This is a genomic window from Pseudomonas sp. FW305-96 (assembly GCF_058783825.1).
On sequence record NZ_JBYSYW010000014.1, the window covers coordinates 64,174 to 79,812 of the forward strand.

The window sequence follows — 15,639 nt, forward strand, 5'->3', positions numbered from 1 at the left end:
CCGCGCCTTCCTGTGTTCACGCCACGGTCGCCGGTTCGCGCCGTCCTTCGCTGGCGAACATCCTCTCTCCCAATGCGCGGGCGGTTCGCAGATGCCGTGCCGGATCCTGTCCTTCGCTGTCGTCCAGCAACGTCGAACTCAACACCCGAGCGCCGCAATAATCGAAGATGCCGTGCTCGATCTGCACGCGCATGGCCTCGCCGTAGCCGTGCCGCTCGAAAGTGCCGGCATCGGCCCCGGCAACGCCAATCAGGTGCGCAGTCAAACCGTGCAGGCGCTTTGTGGTACTACCGTCCGCAGCCTGGTAGAAGGCCCAGCCATTGCTGAACACACGCTCGACCCAGCCCTTGAGCAGGGCCGGGAGCGACCACCAGTAGATGGGATAGACCAGCACCACGGTGTCGGCGCGTTCGATGCGCGCCTGCTCGGCCAGCACATCGGCCGGCGGCGGCCCCAGGCGGCGGTGCACGGCGTGGTCGGCCAGGGTGAAACGGGGGTCGAATCCTTCACGGGCCAGGTCGGCGAACTCGCTGGTGTGGCCCGCCGTGCGCAGCCCTTCGGCGAGCTGCTCAGCAAGGGTATGAGTGAGGGAGGCGGGGTCGTGGTGACCGATGACGATCAGGGCATGCATGGTGGAGTCTCCAGAATCAGGATGCGAGTGCGTCGGGAGCGTTATATACTCTCGGTAAGTTACGATTGGTAAGTTACTTTTGGTAGGTAATCGATGTCAAGCGAGGAAAAGACCACGCCGCGCAAACGCCTGTCCCGCGAGGAGCGTCGCCGGCAACTGCTCGATGTGGCCTGGCAACTGGTACGCGAGGAAGGCACCGATGCCCTGAGCCTGGGGCGCTTGGCCGATCAGGCGGGGGTCACCAAGCCGGTGGTGTATGACCACTTCGAAACCCGCAACGGATTGTTGCTGGCGCTGTACCAGGAGTACGACGCGCGACAGACGGCGATGCTCGACACGGCCCTGGCCGGTTGTCCGACGGACCTGCCGGGGCGGGCCTGGGTGATCGCCGAGGCCTATGTCGACTGCGTGGCGACCCAAGGGCGCGAGATCCCCGGTGTCAGCGCCGCATTGGCAGGCTCGCCGGAGCTCGAGGCGCTCAAGCGGGGCTATGAAGGGCCCTTCATGGACAAATGCCGGGAAGCCTTGGCGCCCTTCGCGGCGGGCGGCGATATCGGCGTGGCCGGCCTGTGGGTGCTGGTGGGGGCGGCGGATGCGCTGTCCCTGGCGGCGGCGGCCGGCGAGTTGGCCGCCGAGGCCGCCAAGCGCGAGTTGCAGGCGACCATCGTGGCGATGGTCCTGCGTCAGTAGCTGGCAGTGCGAGGCGGACCAGCGATCAAGCCGGCAGGCTCTGGTACGTCTGCTCCTCGCCGGGGCTGCGGGCGAACTGGCGCTTGTACTCGCGGCTGAACTGCGAGGTGCTCTGGTAGCCCACCCGATGCGCCACCTGGGCCACGCCCAGGCCTTCGCCGATCAGCATCTGTTGCGCCTTGAGCAGGCGCAGGCGCTTGAGGTACTGCATCGGCGCCAGGTCGGTGCAGCGCTTGAAGTGCTCATGGAAGGTCGACACGCTCATGTTCGCCCGGCCGGCCAGTTCATCCACCCCCAGCGGCTCGGCGTAGTGCTCGCGCAGGTAGGCCAGGGCCGAGGCGATCCGGGCAAAATGCCCCTGTTGTTCGACCAGTGCCCGCAGCACCCCGGCCTGAGGGCCGCGCAGCGCGGTGTAGAGCACCTCGCGCACCCGCGCCGGCCCCAGCACCCTGGCGTCCAGCGGGTTCTGCAGGCACCGCAGCAGGCGCTCGACACTCTCGCGCATGGCCGTGTCCAGCGCCGCCGAGGTCATCGACTGCGGGGTCTGTACCTGAACCGCGGCATCCGGCCCCAGGTTCATGCTTTGCACCAGCTCGCCGAGCATGGCGCGGTCGATGTCCACCGCCACGCCCAGCAGCGGCGCCTGGGGTGTGGCGAAGGTTTCGCAGAGAAAGGGCACCGACAGCGCCTGCACCAGGTAATGCCCGGCGCCGTACTCCAGGGTGCGCGGGCCCAGGCGCGCAAGCTTGCTGCCCTGGGCGACGATGATCAGGCTGGGTTCGTAGATCTGCGGGCTGCTGGCCACGTAGTGGTCCCAGGTCAGGACCTGGACCTGGGGCAGGGCAGTGGGCACGAACCCCGGGCGCGTGGCGAGGGTGCGGATCAGTGAGCAGAGCGTGGCATTGGCATCCACGTGGCAAGTCAGGTGCATGGCGAAACCGGGCAGAGAATCGGACACTGTCATCTTCGCAGATTCGATGGCTTGCGCCAGAGGGTAGCAGGCAGGTCCGGAGAATCAGGCATGCATGCCGGAGAATCGGCCGTGGCCGGGGCGGGACAGGCTGCGCACAATGCGCCGCCTGAACCGTTTCACCTGAGAGAGGTCCGCATGTACACCGCCATCGGCTACGCCGCCCAGTCCCCCACCAGCGCCCTGGCGCCCATGACCTTCCAGCGTCGCAGCCCACGGGCCGACGATGTCGCCATCGAGATCCTCTACTGTGGCGTGTGTCACTCCGATATCCATCAGGCCCGCAACGAGTGGGGCATCGCCGTCTACCCGCTGATGCCGGGCCACGAGATCGTCGGTCGGGTCACCGCGGTTGGTGCGCAGGTCAGCCGCTACCAGGTGGGCGATCTGGTCGGGGTCGGCTGCATGGTCGATGCCTGCCGTCACTGCGAAGCCTGCCGCCAGGGCGTGGAGCAATACTGCCTGGAAGGCCCGACCATGACCTACGCCACCCCCGACCGGGTCGATGGCAGCAATACCATGGGTGGCTACTCCAGCAGCATCGTGGTCAGCGAGGATTTCGTCCTGCGCATTCCCCAAGGCCTCGACCTGGCCAGCGCGGCGCCGATCCTCTGCGCCGGCATCACCACCTACTCGCCGCTCAAGCACCATGGTGTTGGCCCGGGGCACAAGGTCGGCGTGCTGGGCATGGGCGGGCTGGGCCACATGGGCATCAAGCTCGCCAAGGCGCTGGGGGCGCATGTCACGCTGTTCACTCGTTCCGCGGCCAAGGCCGAGGAGGCGCGGCGCCAGGGGGCTGATGAAGTGATCGTGTCCACCGACGCCGAACAGATGCGCGCCGCGGCCGGCCGTTTCGACTTCCTGCTCGACACCATCCCGGTCCAGCACGACCTCAACCCCTACCTCGAGACGTTGAGGTTCGACGGTGTGCATATCCTGGTCGGCTTGATCGAGCCGGTCGACCCGCCACTGCATGCGGCCAACCTGGTGATGAAGCGCCGGGTCCTGGCAGGCTCGCTGATCGGCGGTATCGCCGAAACCCAGGAGGTGCTCGACTTCTGCGCCGAGCACGGGATCAGCTGCGATATCGAGATGCTCGACATCCGCAACATCAACCAGGCCTACGAGCGGATGATCGCGGGCGATGTGAAATACCGTTTCGTCATCGACATGGCCACGTTGAAGGCCTGAGCCGACAGGGCGCCGCTGACGCGGCGCATCGCTGGCAAGCCAGCTCCCACCTCGCCCGCGCAGTTCTTGAGTCTTGCGCTATCCCTGTGGGAGCTGGCTTGCCAGCGATGAGGTCTTTGAAGGCAGTCTGCCCACACACCGGCACGGCACACTATCTGAGGGGGGCCGCATAGGCCTGGCGCAGGTCGACGCCCCAACCATCGAGCACGGCCTTGACGTTGTCGGCCGTCATCACCTGGCGGTCGTTCTCCAGCGGCACGCCAGTGCCTGCGAGCATTGCCTCGCCCACCACTCGCCCGCTTGTGCCGGCTTCGAACGACAGTTCGGTGGCGATTTCGCTGTCCCGGTCGCGCATCCCCACGGCACTGCTTACTCCAGCCGCGACCAGGGTGATCGGCAGCCACTCGTAGTACCGCAGGCTTTGTGCGTCGGCGCTGATGCGGGTAATGGCCGGTCGGACCACCAGCGTGTTCGGGCCAGGGGTATCCACTACCTTCATCACCTTGCCTATTTCCTTGCGCAGTACCGCGTCGTAGTAGTGGCTGATCGAGGCGAGGGCAGCCTGGGGAATACGCGGGCTCGGTTCGGGAGTCGGGTAGAAGCGGCTGGGCGCCAGGTAGACCTCGATATAGCGCCCCCGTGGCCACTTCGGGTCGGCCCAGCTCAGTACGGTACCGCCAGACGGCGCCTGGTGCGGGGTGAGCAGGCCGTAATCCTTGAGAAACCCGGCCGGTGCCGGCTTGTTGCTGCTGCATGCCGAGAGGCTCAGGGTGCTGGTCAGCATGACCGTCAGCAGATGCCGCCGGCTCATGGGCGGCGCTCCTCTTGCGCGGCGGCCTGCCAGGCTTGAGTCGGGGGCGCGTCCTGCGAGGCCTGGATCTGCAACTTGCCATGCGCCATCAACCAGTGGACCAGTTCACGGATGGGCACGGTATGGCTGTATTCGACCCATTCGCCACAGCCTGGATCGTAGTGCTCGAAGTAGCGCCGCAGGGTGATGTAGCCCAGGTCGTCCGCCAGGCCCAGGCTCTCCTGCTGCACGATCAGGGAGCCCGTCTGGCCGCGGCTGGTGTGGCGCTGGCTGAGGATCAGGGGGGCGCAACCTTCTTGAACATCAGTGTTGTTGCGGCTGTCGGCTATCTTCATGGGGAGCCCTCGGCGAATGAAAGGCCCGCAGGGTGCAGGGTAATGTTTGCCAGGTGATGTCCGAATCGTGTCACTCGTGACGAAATGTTGCCCGATTGAAATAAATGACCCGGGCGGCGCAATGGTTTTAGATACGCCTTTTTTCCGGACCTGTACCACCGTGAGCAGACTGCTGATCGTCGATGACGATGTGGAAATCCTCGCCCTGCTGAAGCAGTTCTTCGTCCAGCAGGGTTACGAGGTGGACCTGGCCGCCGAAGGCCAGGCAATGTGGGCGGCCATCGAGCGCCAGCGCCCGGAGGCGATCATCCTTGACCTGATGCTGCCGGGCGAGGGCGGCCTGAGCCTGTGCCAGAAACTGCGTGCGCAGGTCGGGGTGCCGATCATCATGCTCACCGCCATGGCCGAGCTGAGCGATCGCATCATCGGCCTGGAGCTGGGCGCCGACGACTACCTGACCAAACCTTTCGACCCGCGCGAACTGCTGGCCCGCCTGCGCGCCGTGCAGCGCCGTGCCGGCGAGCAGGCCCCGCGCGGTGAGGCGGCCAGGCCGGTGATCGGCTTCGCTGGTTGGCACCTGGATGTCACTTGCCGCGAGCTGCGCTCGCCCAAGCAGGTGATGATCCCGCTGTCTGGCGCAGAGTTCGACCTGCTTGTGGTGTTCCTTGAACACCCGCAGCGCATCCTCACCCGTGAACAACTGATCGATCTGACCCGTGGCCATGGTCACGACGCCTACGACCGCAGCATCGATGTGCAGGTCAGCCGGCTGCGGCGCAAGATAGAGCCCGACAGCAAGCGCCCGGACCTCATCCGCACCGTGCGAAATGGCGGCTACCTGTTCAGCGCCAAGGTGACCCGCTCGTGATCCGTCGTCTGCTGGGCCGCGACACCCTGCGCAAGCGGATTGCCCTGACCATCTTCGTCGCGTTGCTGGCCTCGCTGGCGTTCAACGCCTTGTTCGTCCAGCTTGCCGGCAGCTGGGCGCGTCCGCCCATCGAGCGCACCGGCCTGCTCGATCAGATCGCCGTGACCGCCCATATGATCGAGACCGCGCCGCCAGCGTTGCGGGGGCAACTGGCCGAGGCGGCGAGCACGCCGACGTTGCGGGTAAGGTGGAGCACACGACGCGCAGACTTCGGCTTGCCGGGTCCGGGCGTGCCGCTCAATTCCGGGCAAGTGCCGGCGATGGCGCAACTGCTGGGCCCTTCACGCCCGATCGAGGTATACAACCCGGGCGACTGGCCAGATGGCAGCGCCGATGCGCACTATGTGGCGCTGGTCGGGCTGGATGATGACAGTTGGCTGCTGTTCGTGCCGCCGGAGCGCAGTTGGGGCATGAGCGCTCCGGCGCGGCTGGCGGTGGTCATCGGGCTGGGGCTGGTGGCGACCCTGCTGGTGGCCTGGCTTGCCACCCGTCAGCTGGCCGCGCCGCTGCAACGCTTCGCGAATGCGGCGCGGCGCTTCGGCGGCGATCTGCAGGCGCCACCCATCGCCATCGAAGGCCCCGAGGAAATCCGCCAGGCGATCATCGCCTTCAACACCATGCAGGCGCAGATCCAGCACTTCATTCGCGAGCGTACCCATATGCTGGCGGCCATCTCCCACGACCTGCGCGCCCCGCTGACACGCATGCGCCTGCGCAGCGAGTTCATGGAAGACCTGGACCACAAGCACAAGCTGATCCGCGATGTGGAGGAGATGCAGAGCATGATCAACGAGGCCCTGGCGTTCTTTCGCGAAGGCACGCAGCTTGAGCAGCGCACGGCCTACGACCTGTCGGAGCTTTTGCAGACCCTGGTCGACGACTACCGCGACCAGCAGCTCGCCGTCGCCTTCAAGGGCCCGGCGCACCTGGTGCATGACGGCCGTCCACTGGCGACCAAACGGGTGATCGTCAACCTGTTGGAAAACGCCATGAAGTATGCCCGCGAGCCGCAGATCATCCTGAGCCACGCCGGGCACCTGATCGTCATCGAGGTAGGCGACCGCGGGCCGGGCATCCCCGAAGAGGCCTTGCAGCGGGTGTTCGACCCGTTCTACCGGCTGGAAGGCTCGCGCAACCGCGACACCGGCGGCGTGGGCCTGGGGCTTTCGGCGGCCCGTGCCAGCGTGCGCGAGCAAGGCGGTGAGCTGACCCTGCGCAACCGCAGCGGCGGCGGGCTGGTGGCCCGGGTCGAGCTGCCCGATGGGCGCTGAGCGGGTCAGTACACCCAGACTTCGACGCGACGATTGCGCAGGCGCCCCTGTTGCAGATCGTTACCGGCTACCGGCAGTTCGTCGCCCATCCCCGTCACGTCCCTGGCCTGGACCCCGGTCCGGGCCAATTCGCGACGTACCGCCATGGCCCTCAGCCGCGACAGCAGGGCGGCGCGTCCTGGTGTCTCCTTGGGGTCGCCGAAACCCACCAGCACCACCTTGCCCTGCAGCTTGCCAGCCTGGCGCAGGTAGTCGCTGACCCGTTGCACATCGCGCAGGGCCTTGTTGTCGAGGCTGGCGCTGCCTTCCTGGAAGCGGAAGTTGACGCTCAGGCGTTGCGCTTCGCTGGCCAGTGCCCGGTAGCGCGGCGGCATGTCGGCCTGGGTCGGTACCGGCTGTGGCTTGATCTGCTGGGAGACGAACCCCTGGTCGGCGACGATCGCCTGTCCGGCGGGGCTTTGGGCGAACTCTGCCAGGGCCCTGGCCTGGGGCGTGGCGTGGGCGGGCAGGTAGAAGAACAGGCGCCGCGACAGCGGGTAGTCTTCGCTGGCTACCAAGGCGCGGCTGGGGAGCAGGGCAGGCGCGTCACCCTCGGCCACCGCCAGCACCTTGGCCTGGTGGACCGTGCCCAGGCCGCTGAAGCCGATGGCCTGGCGGTCGGCCATGACCTGGGCGGCCAGCGCATCGGCGGATTCGAAGCGACGCGCCTGGGTGGCCAGCGCCTGGTTGTGCGGGGCAAGCACCAGGGCCTTGAAGGTCTCGAAGGTGCCGGAGTGGTCGTCGCGGGCATACAGGTGGATCGCCCCACCGGGCACGCCCAGCTGTTCCCAGCGCTGCAACCGCCCGGAAAACACCTGCGCCAATTGCCCGGTGGTCAGTTGCGCGAGGGGGTTGTCCGGGTGGGTGATCACCGCCACGCCATCCAGGGCGATGACCTGCTCCGAGCCCGCGCCGCGCAGGTTGCCCAGGGCCTGCAACTGTTGCACCTCGCTGTCACTGATCGGTCGCGAGGCTGCGGCCAGGTCCGCTTCGCCGCGGGCCAGTGCGGCGAAGCCCGTGCTGGTGCCGTGGGCGGCGATGTCGACACGCAGGGGCAGGCCGTTGCGATCGACAGCGTGAAGCGTGGTCTCGTTGGCGGAGGCACCAGGCTGGCGCTCGATGGCGCTCGCGCCTTGCGCTTGCAACAGGCCCCGCACCAAGGCTGGGCCAAGCGTGGCGCCGATGGTGTTGGAGCCCTGGATGCGCAGTTGCGCCGGCGCGGCGCAGGCCAGGCCGGCAAGCAGGCACAGCAATAGGGGGAGCAGGCGAGGCATGCCGAAGACCTGTGGCACAGAGTTGCACCGCAGATTACGACAGTTGTTTGACCGAAAAATGACAGGTCTGGCTCCCGCAGCAGCCAAGCGCGCTGCTGCGGGATCTGTACCCGTGACCAGGCTTAGCGTGCTTCAGGCACGATGATGCTGGCCGGCGCCTCGGCCGCCCGACGGCGCGCCACGCAGTAGTACAGCACGCTGGGTACCACCAGACCGATCAGCCACGACACGTCCACGCCGCCCAGGTGCGCGACCATGGGTCCGGTGTACAGCTTGGTGTCGATGAACGGCATCTGCACCAGCACGCCGAAGGTGTACACGCCGATGCCTGGCCAGTTCCAGCGCCCGTAGCGGCCATCCGGGTCGGCCAGTGCCGGAATGTCATAGCGCTCCTTGGTGATGAAGTAGTAGTCCACCAGGTTCACCGCGCTCCAGGGCACGAAGAAGGTCAGCAGGAACAGGATGAACGACTTGAACGCGCTGAGGAACGAATGTTGCCCGAGCAGCGCGACCAGGGTCGCCGCGCCGACGATGCCGAGCACGAACACCAGGCGCTGCATGCGGCTGATCTGCAGGTGGCCACGAAAGCCGCTGATGATCGTGGCGATGCACATGAAGCTGCCGTAGCTGTTGAGGGTCGAAATGGTCACCTTGCCGAAGGCGATGCAGAAGTACAGCAGCGCCGCCGTGGTGCCGGCACCACCCAGGCCGACGATGTAGGCCACCTCGCGGCCGGAGAACTGGCCACCGGCGATGGCTGCGGCGAACACGCCGAGGATCATCGAGGCCTGGGCGCCGATCACCGAGCCCAGGCCGGCGGCGAGGAAGGTCTTGAGTGGCGAGGTGTGGCTGGGCAGGTAGCGCGAGTAGTCGGCCACGTAAGGGCCGAAGGCGATCTGCCAGGAAGCGGCCAGCGACACCGCGAGCAGGAAGCTGGCCCAGCTGAAGTGGCGGTTGTCGAGCAACTGGCCGATATCGGCCAGCATCAGGATGCGGCTGAACAGGTAGACGAAGGCGATGATCCCCAGCACGCTGGCCACCCGGCCGATCCAGTGGATCACCCGGTAGCCGGCCAGGGTTGCCAGCACGATCACCCCGGCGAAGATGAGGATGCCGGCGCTGTCGCTGATGCTCAGCAACTGGCCGATGGCCTGGCCGGACAGCACCGTGCCGGTGGCGGTAAAGCCCAGGTACATCAGGCACACCAGGGCCATGGGGATGGCCGCGCCGTACACGCCGAACTGCACGCGGCTGGAAATCATCTGTGGCAGCCCCAGGCGCGGACCCTGGGCGGCATGCAGGGCCATCACCGCGCCGCCGACCAGTTGCCCGAGCAAAAGGCCGATCAACGACCAGAACACGTCGCCGCCCAGCACCACGGCCAGGGCGCCGGTGACGATCGCGGTAATCTGCAGGTTGGCTCCCAGCCACAGGGTGAATTGGCTGTAGACGCGTCCATGGCGCTCAGACTCGGGGATGTAGTCGATCGAGCGGCGCTCGATCACGGGTTTGCTGGACATCGGGGAGGCTCCGCTTCGTTGTTTTTGTGAAAGGCGGCGGCTATCGGCGGGACGCAGGGCGGATGGCCGAAGCCCGATATGAGCATGTATATACAAGTCTGGTCAAGTGAAGCTTGCGCAGGATGATCGCGTGTTTTCGCCGGCCATCACAGCCGACTGTTACACAAGGCTGGTACGCAACTGTGCTGGTCCGCGGCGGCGTGATGCCCGTATGCTGTAACCAAATATGTCTACAACAAGCCTGAAGAAGGAATGCCTGCAATGCCACTCAAGGACCTGCTGATCGCCCTGGTGGTGATCATCGCCTGGGGCGTCAACTTCGTGGTCATCAAGGTGGGGCTCGACGGCCTGCCGCCGATGCTGCTCGGGGCGCTGCGTTTCCTGCTGGTGGCCTTCCCGGCGGTGTTCCTGATCAAGCGCCCGAACCTGCCGTGGCGCTGGCTGATCGCCTATGGCGCGACCATTTCCCTGGGCCAGTTCGCCTTCCTCTTCCAGGCCATGGCCAGTGGCATGCCGCCTGGGCTGGCCTCGCTGGTGCTGCAGTCCCAGGCGTTCTTCACCCTGGGCTTCGCCGCGATGTTTCTCGGCGAGCGGCTGCGCCTGGCCAGCGTGCTCGGCCTGCTGGTGGCCGCCAGCGGCCTGGCCGTGATCGGCAGCGAAGACAGCGGCCACGTGCCGCTGGTCGCGCTGCTGCTGACCCTGTGCGGCGGCGCCATGTGGGGTATGGGCAACATCATCACCCGGCGTTTCGGCCAGGTGGACCTGGTCGCCCTGGTGATCTGGGGCGGGCTGATTCCGCCGCTGCCGTTCCTGGCACTGTCATGGTGGCTGGAAGGCCCCGAGCGTATTGGCCATGCCCTGGCCAACATCGGCTGGAGTTCGGTGCTGGCCCTGGCGTACCTGGCGTTCGTCGCCACCATGGTCGGCTACAGCCTGTGGAGCAAACTGTTGTCGCGCCACCCGGCGGGCAAGGTGGCGCCGTTCTCGCTGCTGGTGCCGGTGGTGGGCCTGAGCTCCGCGGCGCTGCTGCTGGGCGAGCGCTTGAGCGAGGCACAAGGCTGGGGGGCGCTGCTGGTGATGCTGGGCCTGTTGATCAACGTGTTCGGGCCGCGCCTGGGAATGCGCCTGCGCACCGCCAGCCCCGGGCGCACCTGAGCGGCGCTCATACCAGCAAGGCCGACCAGGCCGACACCAGCAGCAACCCCGCCAGACCCTGGTTGAACAGGCGCAAGGCCCGCGACGAGCGCAACCAGCGTGCGCTGCCGATGCCCATCAAAGCCCAGGCGGTCATGCTGGGCAGGGCGACCAGCAGGAACACCAGGGCCAGCCAGCCCATCGGCAGTGCTGGGGTGGCGAACAGGCCGACCATCGCCACCGCCGTCACCCATACCTTGGGGTTGACCACCTGCAGGGTCGCCGCGCTCAATGGGCCAAGGCCGCCGTCGCTACCCGCCAGCAAGGGGGCGCCGGCACTGCGCAGCATCTTCCAGGCCAGCCAGCTCAGCCACAGGGCGCCGGCCCAGCTCATGGCCATCTGCGCCAGGGGGTAGCGCAGCAGCAACGCGCCCAGCCCCATTCCCACCAGCCACACCACCGCCGCCGCCGCGCAGCAGGCCGCCACGATCGGTGCCAGGCTGGCGCGTAGCCCGCGCCGGGCACCGTGGGCGAGGATCAACAGGTTGGTCGGCCCGGGGCTGATGCTGGCGGCCAGGGCAAACAGGATGAAGGGCAACAGCGAGTGCGACATGGTCAGGGCTCCGTGTGATCGAAGCACCATGGTCGCGGCCTGCGCGGCTTCAGTCTGGAAGGTTTGAGCAGCGCTTGCGGTAGTCCGCCGGGGTCAGCCGGTAGGCGCGGCGGAACCAGCGGCCCAGGTGGCTCTGGTCGGCAAAGCCCAGGGCAGTGGCGACGCTGGCTGGCGTTTCGCCCAAGGCTAGCAGCCGCCGCGCGCGGGCCAGGCGCAGCTGGATCAGGTAGGCATGCGGCGCCAGGCCGAAGGCTGCCTTGAACGCGCGGGTCAGGCGGAAGCGGTCGATGCCGCAGACCTTTGCCAGCTCGACCAGTCCGATGTCCTGGTCGAGGTGCGCGTGCAGATAATCACGGGCGACGTGGGCGCACAGCGGCAGGCGTGGATCGGGGTCCAGGCGTTTGCGCCAGTGCAGGTGGCCGGTGAGGCCGCTCAGCAGATCGTCCAGGGCGGTCTGGCGGACAATGCGCAGGTCGTTGTAGTGCACCGTCTCGAAGGCCCGGGCGGTGGCGCCGGCAAGGCGCGGATCCTGGTGCAGCAGGGTGCCGAAGCTGGGCAGGGCGCCTGAGGGCGCGTGCTCGAACAGGGCGCGCAGCTCGGTTTCCAGCCAGTTGGCGTCCAGGTACAGGGTCGAATAGGTGAAGCCTTCCACGGTCGGTGCATGGCCGTCGTGCAGGTCGCCAGGCTCGAGCACGAACACCTGGCCGGGCGTGCTGCAATGGCGCTCGCGGCGGCAGTTGAACTGCTGCACGCCCTGTTCGGTCACCCCGACCAGGAAGCTGTCGTGCCAGTGCGGGTCGTAGGCGTGGCCGGTGAAATGGGCGCGGACCGACTCGATGCCGGTGTCGGCGTCCTGTCTGAGGTCGATCCAGTTGCTCATGGGGCGGGCCGTGTGGGTGGTCGATGGATGACCTTAACGCACAAACGACCCGGGTGTTTAGAACGATTGTGCAGCCTTCAGCGCTGCGCCAGTGCCAGGTTGAGGCCTAGCCCGGCGAATGAGGCGGCGAAGCCGCGGCGCAACCAGGCTTGCACTCTCGGCGAGTCGATCACGGCGCGGCGGAACAGGTGGGCGAGCAGGCCATAGATCACAAAGACGATGAAGGTCATGGCCATGAACACCGCGCTGAGGCTGAGCATTTGCACGGTCGCGGAGCCGGCCTGCGGGGTGATGAACTGTGGCAGGAAGGCGAGGAAGAACAGCGTCAGCTTGGGGTTGAGGATATTCAGCAGGCAGGCTTTGATCACCAGTTGGCTGGCGGCGGCGGGGGTGGCGTGCGCGTCCACGGCGAAGGCCGCACGGTCGCGCCAGGTGGCGTAGGCCAGGTACAGCAGGTAGGCGACGCCGGCGAACTTGAGGCCCTGGAAGGCCAGGGCACTGGTGTGCAGCAAGGCGGAGAGGCCCAGTACCGACGCCAGCAGGTGCGGGACGATGCCCAGGGTGCAACCGGTGGCGGTCCACAGGCAGGCCCGTCGCCCGGCCACCAGGGCGCTCGACACGGTGAGGATGACCCCGCTGCCGGGGATCAGCACGATGATCAGCGCGGTGACGAGAAATTCCAGGCTCGGCATGAATGACAGCTCCTTGCGGTCGGGGGTGGATGCACTATACGCCCGGCGACAACGGCTGCAACATGTCGTCCGGGCGCAGCGCGGCGAAACGCTCGCGCAGCCAAAGGTGCAACTGGGCCACGGCGGGGGTGAGCTGCTTGCGGTGCGGGCACACCAGGGTCACCGGGGTCAGCTCGCCGGGGTACTCGGGCAGCAGCAGTTCCAGCTCGCCGGCGGCGACATCGGCGCTGACATCCAGCCACGACTTGTAGACGATGCCTTCGCCTTCCAGCGCCCAGCGCCGCACCACGTCGGCATCGTCACTGAACAGCGGCCCGCGCACCTGCACGGTGCGGTTGCCCAGGCGCCATTTGTCGTACACCCGGCTTTGCTGCAGGTACAGCAGGCAGTCGTGTTGCTGCAGGTCCTCGGGGGTCAGCGGGCGGCCATGGCGCGCCAGGTAGTCCGGCGAGGCCGCCAGCACCCGGCGATTCCACGGCGCCAGGGGCAGGGCGATGTAGTTGGCGTCCTCGTTCTGGCCGTAGCGGATGGCGACATCCACCGGGTCGCGGTACAGGTCGGCCAACTGGTCGGAGAGGAAGAAGCGCAGGCCCAACCCCGGATGCTCGCGGCGAAATGCACTGAGCCAGGGCCGCAGCAGGTTGCGGCCCATGTCCGAGGGCGCCGCCACCTGCAACACGCCGCGCAGGCAGCTGTGGCTGCCATGCAGGTCCTCGCGGCCCTGGCGCAGGGCATCGATCACGCGCTGGGCGGTGGGCAGGTACAGCTCGCCTTCGGCGGTCAGGCGCAGGCTGCGGGTGGTGCGGGCGAACAGGCGCACATCGAGCTCGCGCTCCAGGCGCTTGATCGCCGCGGCCACCTGGCCGGGCAGCAGGTCGGCCTCGTGGGCTGCGGCGGTGAAGCTGCCCAGGGCGCTGGCACGGGCGAACAGTTCGAGATCATTGATGCGCAGCATTTTCACTCCAGGGATGAAAGTGTTGCTGCATTGTGCTGGTTTTTCTTTACGGTCGGGAAGATAAGATGCCATTCATTCACGAACCCTTGAGGAATTGCCGTAGATGGACACCGTTGCCCTCGCCAAACGCCGTTACACCACCAAGGCCTACGACGCCAACCGCAAAATCCCCCAGGCCACCATCGACGCGCTGCTCGAGCAGTTGCGCCACAGCCCGTCCTCGGTCAATTCGCAGCCCTGGCACTTCGTCGTGGCCGACAGCGCCGAAGGCAAGGCGCGCCTGGCCAAGGCTACCGATGCGCGATTCGCCTACAACAGCCCGAAAATCCGTGACGCCTCGCATGTGATCGTGTTCGCCGCCCGTACCAACATGACCGAAGCCCACCTGCAGGCCGTGCTGGGGCAGGAAGCCGCCGATGGCCGCTTCCGCAACGAACAGGCCCGCGAAGTCCAGGACCAGACCCGCCGCGGTTATGTCGACCTGCACCGCCATGACTTCAAGGACCTGCAGCACTGGATGGAGAAGCAGGTCTACCTGGCCCTGGGCACCGCGCTACTGGGCGCTGCCGCCCACGGCCTGGACGCCACGCCGATCGAAGGCTTCGACGCCAAGGCCCTGGACGCCGAACTGGGCCTGCGCGAGCAGGGTTACACCAGCGTGGTGCTGCTCAGCCTGGGCTATCGCAGCGAGGAGGATTTCAATGCCGGGCTGAGCAAGTCGCGCTTGGCGGCGGGGCAGGTATTTACCTTCCTGTGAGTATCGGCAGTGACGCTTGACTTGGGTCAGCCCTGGATCAGCGGCCCCAGGCGCTCGGCCAGGGCCTGGACCATCGCGCTCACCTTGGGCAGGTGCCCGCGGTTGCGGCGCCAGGCCAGGTTGATCGGCAATCCTTCCATGGCGTACTCCGGCAATACTTGCTGCAACGTCCCAGCATCCAGCTGACGCTGGACCAGCCAGGTTGGCAACTGGGCGATGCCGTGCCCGGCGCTGACAGCCAGCGCCTGGCCTTCGGCATCGCCGATGGCCAGGCGCCCGGGCATGCCGCGCAGCTGCGTCAGGCCCGGGCGGGCGCCGGCAAAGTGCAGGGCCGGCGTGCTGCCGTCTGCGCAGGCATAGAGCACGCAGCCCTGGGCCTGCAGTTGCTGCAGGTCGCGGGGTGTGCCGTGGCGGGCCAGGTAGGCGGGGGCGGCGCAAAACACCAGGCGCTGGCTGCCCAGGTAACGGTGCTCGATGCCTGGCTGCCAGGTCTGCGGTCCGCCGATACGCACGACGATGTCGATGGCGTCCTCGATCAGGTCGACGAACCGATCGGAGAGGGTGATGTGCGGTTGCAGCCGTGGATGCCGCGCGGCGAAGTCCAGTACGGCGGGGAGGCCGTGCAGACGGCCGAAGGTGGCTGGCAGGTCGATACGCAGCTTGCCGCAGGGCGTCTGGTGTTCATCGTTGAGGGCCAGCTCGGCTTCCTCGATGTCCGCCAGCACGCGCGTGCAGGCGCGGTAGTAGTCGGCGCCGCTGTCGGTCAGGGCCAGGCGCCGGGTGGTGCGATCGAACAGGCGCACCTGCAGGCGTTTCTCCAGGCGCGCGACGCCCTTGCTCACGGCGGAACTGGTGAGGTTCATGCGTTCGGCGGCGGCGATGAAGCTGCCAGCGTTGGCCACGCTGACGAAGAAGTCGATGTCCTTGAGGCGTTCCGATGCAGACATG

The 15,639-nt window shown here is 67.2% G+C and carries 17 protein-coding genes; 6 read left to right on the plus strand and 11 right to left on the minus strand.

Annotated features, from left to right (window positions below):
* Positions 1-16 precede the first annotated feature (16 nt).
* Positions 17-631, minus strand: coding sequence for an NAD(P)H-dependent oxidoreductase (locus tag AC3WL2_RS13040; protein WP_102682855.1), 615 nt, complete (start codon positions 629-631; stop codon positions 17-19).
* A 93-nt stretch (positions 632-724) separates the two neighbouring features.
* Here AC3WL2_RS13040 and AC3WL2_RS13045 point away from each other — a divergent pair, with 93 nt between their 5' ends.
* Positions 725-1,321 carry a TetR/AcrR family transcriptional regulator gene (locus tag AC3WL2_RS13045; RefSeq protein WP_102682854.1) on the plus strand — a complete coding sequence of 199 codons (597 nt, stop codon included), beginning with the start codon at positions 725-727 and terminating at the stop codon, positions 1,319-1,321.
* Between the two features lie 25 nt (positions 1,322-1,346).
* Here the strand turns inward: AC3WL2_RS13045 and AC3WL2_RS13050 are convergent, their stop codons facing one another.
* Positions 1,347-2,252 (minus strand): AraC family transcriptional regulator, encoded by a 906-nt coding sequence (locus AC3WL2_RS13050; protein ID WP_102682904.1) that lies wholly within the window; start codon positions 2,250-2,252, stop codon positions 1,347-1,349.
* A gap of 177 nt (positions 2,253-2,429) precedes the next feature.
* Between AC3WL2_RS13050 and AC3WL2_RS13055 the strand changes: the two genes are divergently transcribed.
* Positions 2,430-3,482: an NAD(P)-dependent alcohol dehydrogenase gene (locus tag AC3WL2_RS13055; protein ID WP_102682853.1), complete on the plus strand. Its 1,053-nt coding sequence runs from the start codon at positions 2,430-2,432 to the stop codon at positions 3,480-3,482.
* A gap of 151 nt (positions 3,483-3,633) precedes the next feature.
* On the opposite strand, the gene AC3WL2_RS13060 is transcribed toward AC3WL2_RS13055, so the two are convergent.
* Together AC3WL2_RS13060 and AC3WL2_RS13065 are read right to left on the minus strand one after the other, a co-directional pair.
* A complete protein-coding gene (locus AC3WL2_RS13060) occupies positions 3,634-4,293 on the minus strand; it encodes a DUF3313 domain-containing protein (RefSeq protein WP_102682852.1) in 660 nt (219 codons plus the stop codon).
* Positions 4,290-4,628: a hypothetical protein gene (locus tag AC3WL2_RS13065; RefSeq protein ID WP_102682851.1), complete on the minus strand. Its 339-nt coding sequence runs from the start codon at positions 4,626-4,628 to the stop codon at positions 4,290-4,292. Before AC3WL2_RS13065 ends, AC3WL2_RS13060 begins: the two co-directional genes overlap by 4 nt.
* 121 nt (positions 4,629-4,749) lie before the next feature.
* On the opposite strand from AC3WL2_RS13065, the gene AC3WL2_RS13070 reads away from it, so the two are divergent.
* A complete protein-coding gene (locus AC3WL2_RS13070) occupies positions 4,750-5,496 on the plus strand; it encodes a response regulator (protein ID WP_102682850.1) in 747 nt (248 codons plus the stop codon).
* On the plus strand, positions 5,493-6,827 hold the full coding sequence (locus tag AC3WL2_RS13075; protein WP_102682849.1) for an ATP-binding protein: 1,335 nt from the start codon (positions 5,493-5,495) through the stop codon (positions 6,825-6,827). Before AC3WL2_RS13070 ends, AC3WL2_RS13075 begins: the two co-directional genes overlap by 4 nt.
* Before the next feature lie 5 nt (positions 6,828-6,832).
* Here the strand turns inward: AC3WL2_RS13075 and AC3WL2_RS13080 are convergent, their stop codons facing one another.
* Complete coding sequence (locus tag AC3WL2_RS13080) at positions 6,833-8,140, minus strand: substrate-binding domain-containing protein (protein WP_102682848.1); 1,308 nt, start codon at positions 8,138-8,140, stop codon at positions 6,833-6,835.
* A gap of 122 nt (positions 8,141-8,262) precedes the next feature.
* Positions 8,263-9,660, minus strand: coding sequence for a purine-cytosine permease family protein (locus AC3WL2_RS13085; protein ID WP_102682847.1), 1,398 nt, complete (start codon positions 9,658-9,660; stop codon positions 8,263-8,265).
* 261 nt (positions 9,661-9,921) lie between these two features.
* Here AC3WL2_RS13085 and AC3WL2_RS13090 point away from each other — a divergent pair, with 261 nt between their 5' ends.
* Complete coding sequence (locus AC3WL2_RS13090; protein ID WP_102682846.1) at positions 9,922-10,815, plus strand: EamA family transporter; 894 nt, start codon at positions 9,922-9,924, stop codon at positions 10,813-10,815.
* Positions 10,816-10,822: 7 nt separating this feature from the next.
* On the opposite strand, the gene AC3WL2_RS13095 is transcribed toward AC3WL2_RS13090, so the two are convergent.
* The 4 genes from AC3WL2_RS13095 to AC3WL2_RS13110 all read right to left on the minus strand — a co-directional run bounded on the left by AC3WL2_RS13095 (position 10,823) and on the right by AC3WL2_RS13110 (position 13,934).
* Complete coding sequence (locus AC3WL2_RS13095) at positions 10,823-11,407, minus strand: LysE family translocator (protein WP_102682845.1); 585 nt, start codon at positions 11,405-11,407, stop codon at positions 10,823-10,825.
* 49 nt (positions 11,408-11,456) lie between these two features.
* Complete coding sequence (locus AC3WL2_RS13100; RefSeq protein ID WP_102682844.1) at positions 11,457-12,287, minus strand: AraC family transcriptional regulator; 831 nt, start codon at positions 12,285-12,287, stop codon at positions 11,457-11,459.
* A gap of 77 nt (positions 12,288-12,364) precedes the next feature.
* Entirely contained in the window at positions 12,365-12,979 is a 615-nt protein-coding gene (locus AC3WL2_RS13105) for a LysE family translocator (protein ID WP_102682843.1), read from the minus strand.
* A 34-nt stretch (positions 12,980-13,013) separates the two neighbouring features.
* A complete protein-coding gene (locus AC3WL2_RS13110) occupies positions 13,014-13,934 on the minus strand; it encodes a LysR family transcriptional regulator (protein WP_102682842.1) in 921 nt (306 codons plus the stop codon).
* A gap of 103 nt (positions 13,935-14,037) precedes the next feature.
* On the opposite strand from AC3WL2_RS13110, the gene nfsB reads away from it, so the two are divergent.
* Positions 14,038-14,691 (plus strand): oxygen-insensitive NAD(P)H nitroreductase, encoded by a 654-nt coding sequence (gene nfsB, locus AC3WL2_RS13115; protein ID WP_102682841.1) that lies wholly within the window; start codon positions 14,038-14,040, stop codon positions 14,689-14,691.
* Positions 14,692-14,717: 26 nt separating this feature from the next.
* Here nfsB and AC3WL2_RS13120 read toward each other — a convergent pair whose 3' ends face one another.
* Positions 14,718-15,638, minus strand: a complete 921-nt coding sequence (locus AC3WL2_RS13120; RefSeq protein WP_102682840.1) for a LysR family transcriptional regulator — start codon at positions 15,636-15,638, stop codon at positions 14,718-14,720.
* Position 15,639: the final 1 nt, after the last annotated feature.

Coding starts and splice junctions, on each gene's coding strand:
- AC3WL2_RS13045 (WP_102682854.1), top strand. CDS start 725: ATGTCAAGCGAGGAAAAGACCACGCCGCGCAAACGCCTGTCCCGCGAG.
- AC3WL2_RS13080 (WP_102682848.1), bottom strand. CDS start 8,140: ATGCCTCGCCTGCTCCCCCTATTGCTGTGCCTGCTTGCCGGCCTGGCC.
- AC3WL2_RS13070 (WP_102682850.1), top strand. CDS start 4,750: ATGGTTTTAGATACGCCTTTTTTCCGGACCTGTACCACCGTGAGCAGA.
- nfsB (WP_102682841.1), top strand. CDS start 14,038: ATGGACACCGTTGCCCTCGCCAAACGCCGTTACACCACCAAGGCCTAC.
- AC3WL2_RS13060 (WP_102682852.1), bottom strand. CDS start 4,293: ATGAGCCGGCGGCATCTGCTGACGGTCATGCTGACCAGCACCCTGAGC.
- AC3WL2_RS13085 (WP_102682847.1), bottom strand. CDS start 9,660: ATGTCCAGCAAACCCGTGATCGAGCGCCGCTCGATCGACTACATCCCC.
- AC3WL2_RS13100 (WP_102682844.1), bottom strand. CDS start 12,287: ATGAGCAACTGGATCGACCTCAGACAGGACGCCGACACCGGCATCGAG.
- AC3WL2_RS13095 (WP_102682845.1), bottom strand. CDS start 11,407: ATGTCGCACTCGCTGTTGCCCTTCATCCTGTTTGCCCTGGCCGCCAGC.
- AC3WL2_RS13040 (WP_102682855.1), bottom strand. CDS start 631: ATGCATGCCCTGATCGTCATCGGTCACCACGACCCCGCCTCCCTCACT.
- AC3WL2_RS13120 (WP_102682840.1), bottom strand. CDS start 15,638: ATGTCTGCATCGGAACGCCTCAAGGACATCGACTTCTTCGTCAGCGTG.
- AC3WL2_RS13090 (WP_102682846.1), top strand. CDS start 9,922: ATGCCACTCAAGGACCTGCTGATCGCCCTGGTGGTGATCATCGCCTGG.
- AC3WL2_RS13105 (WP_102682843.1), bottom strand. CDS start 12,979: ATGCCGAGCCTGGAATTTCTCGTCACCGCGCTGATCATCGTGCTGATC.
- AC3WL2_RS13050 (WP_102682904.1), bottom strand. CDS start 2,252: ATGCACCTGACTTGCCACGTGGATGCCAATGCCACGCTCTGCTCACTG.
- AC3WL2_RS13110 (WP_102682842.1), bottom strand. CDS start 13,934: ATGCTGCGCATCAATGATCTCGAACTGTTCGCCCGTGCCAGCGCCCTG.
- AC3WL2_RS13065 (WP_102682851.1), bottom strand. CDS start 4,628: ATGAAGATAGCCGACAGCCGCAACAACACTGATGTTCAAGAAGGTTGC.
- AC3WL2_RS13055 (WP_102682853.1), top strand. CDS start 2,430: ATGTACACCGCCATCGGCTACGCCGCCCAGTCCCCCACCAGCGCCCTG.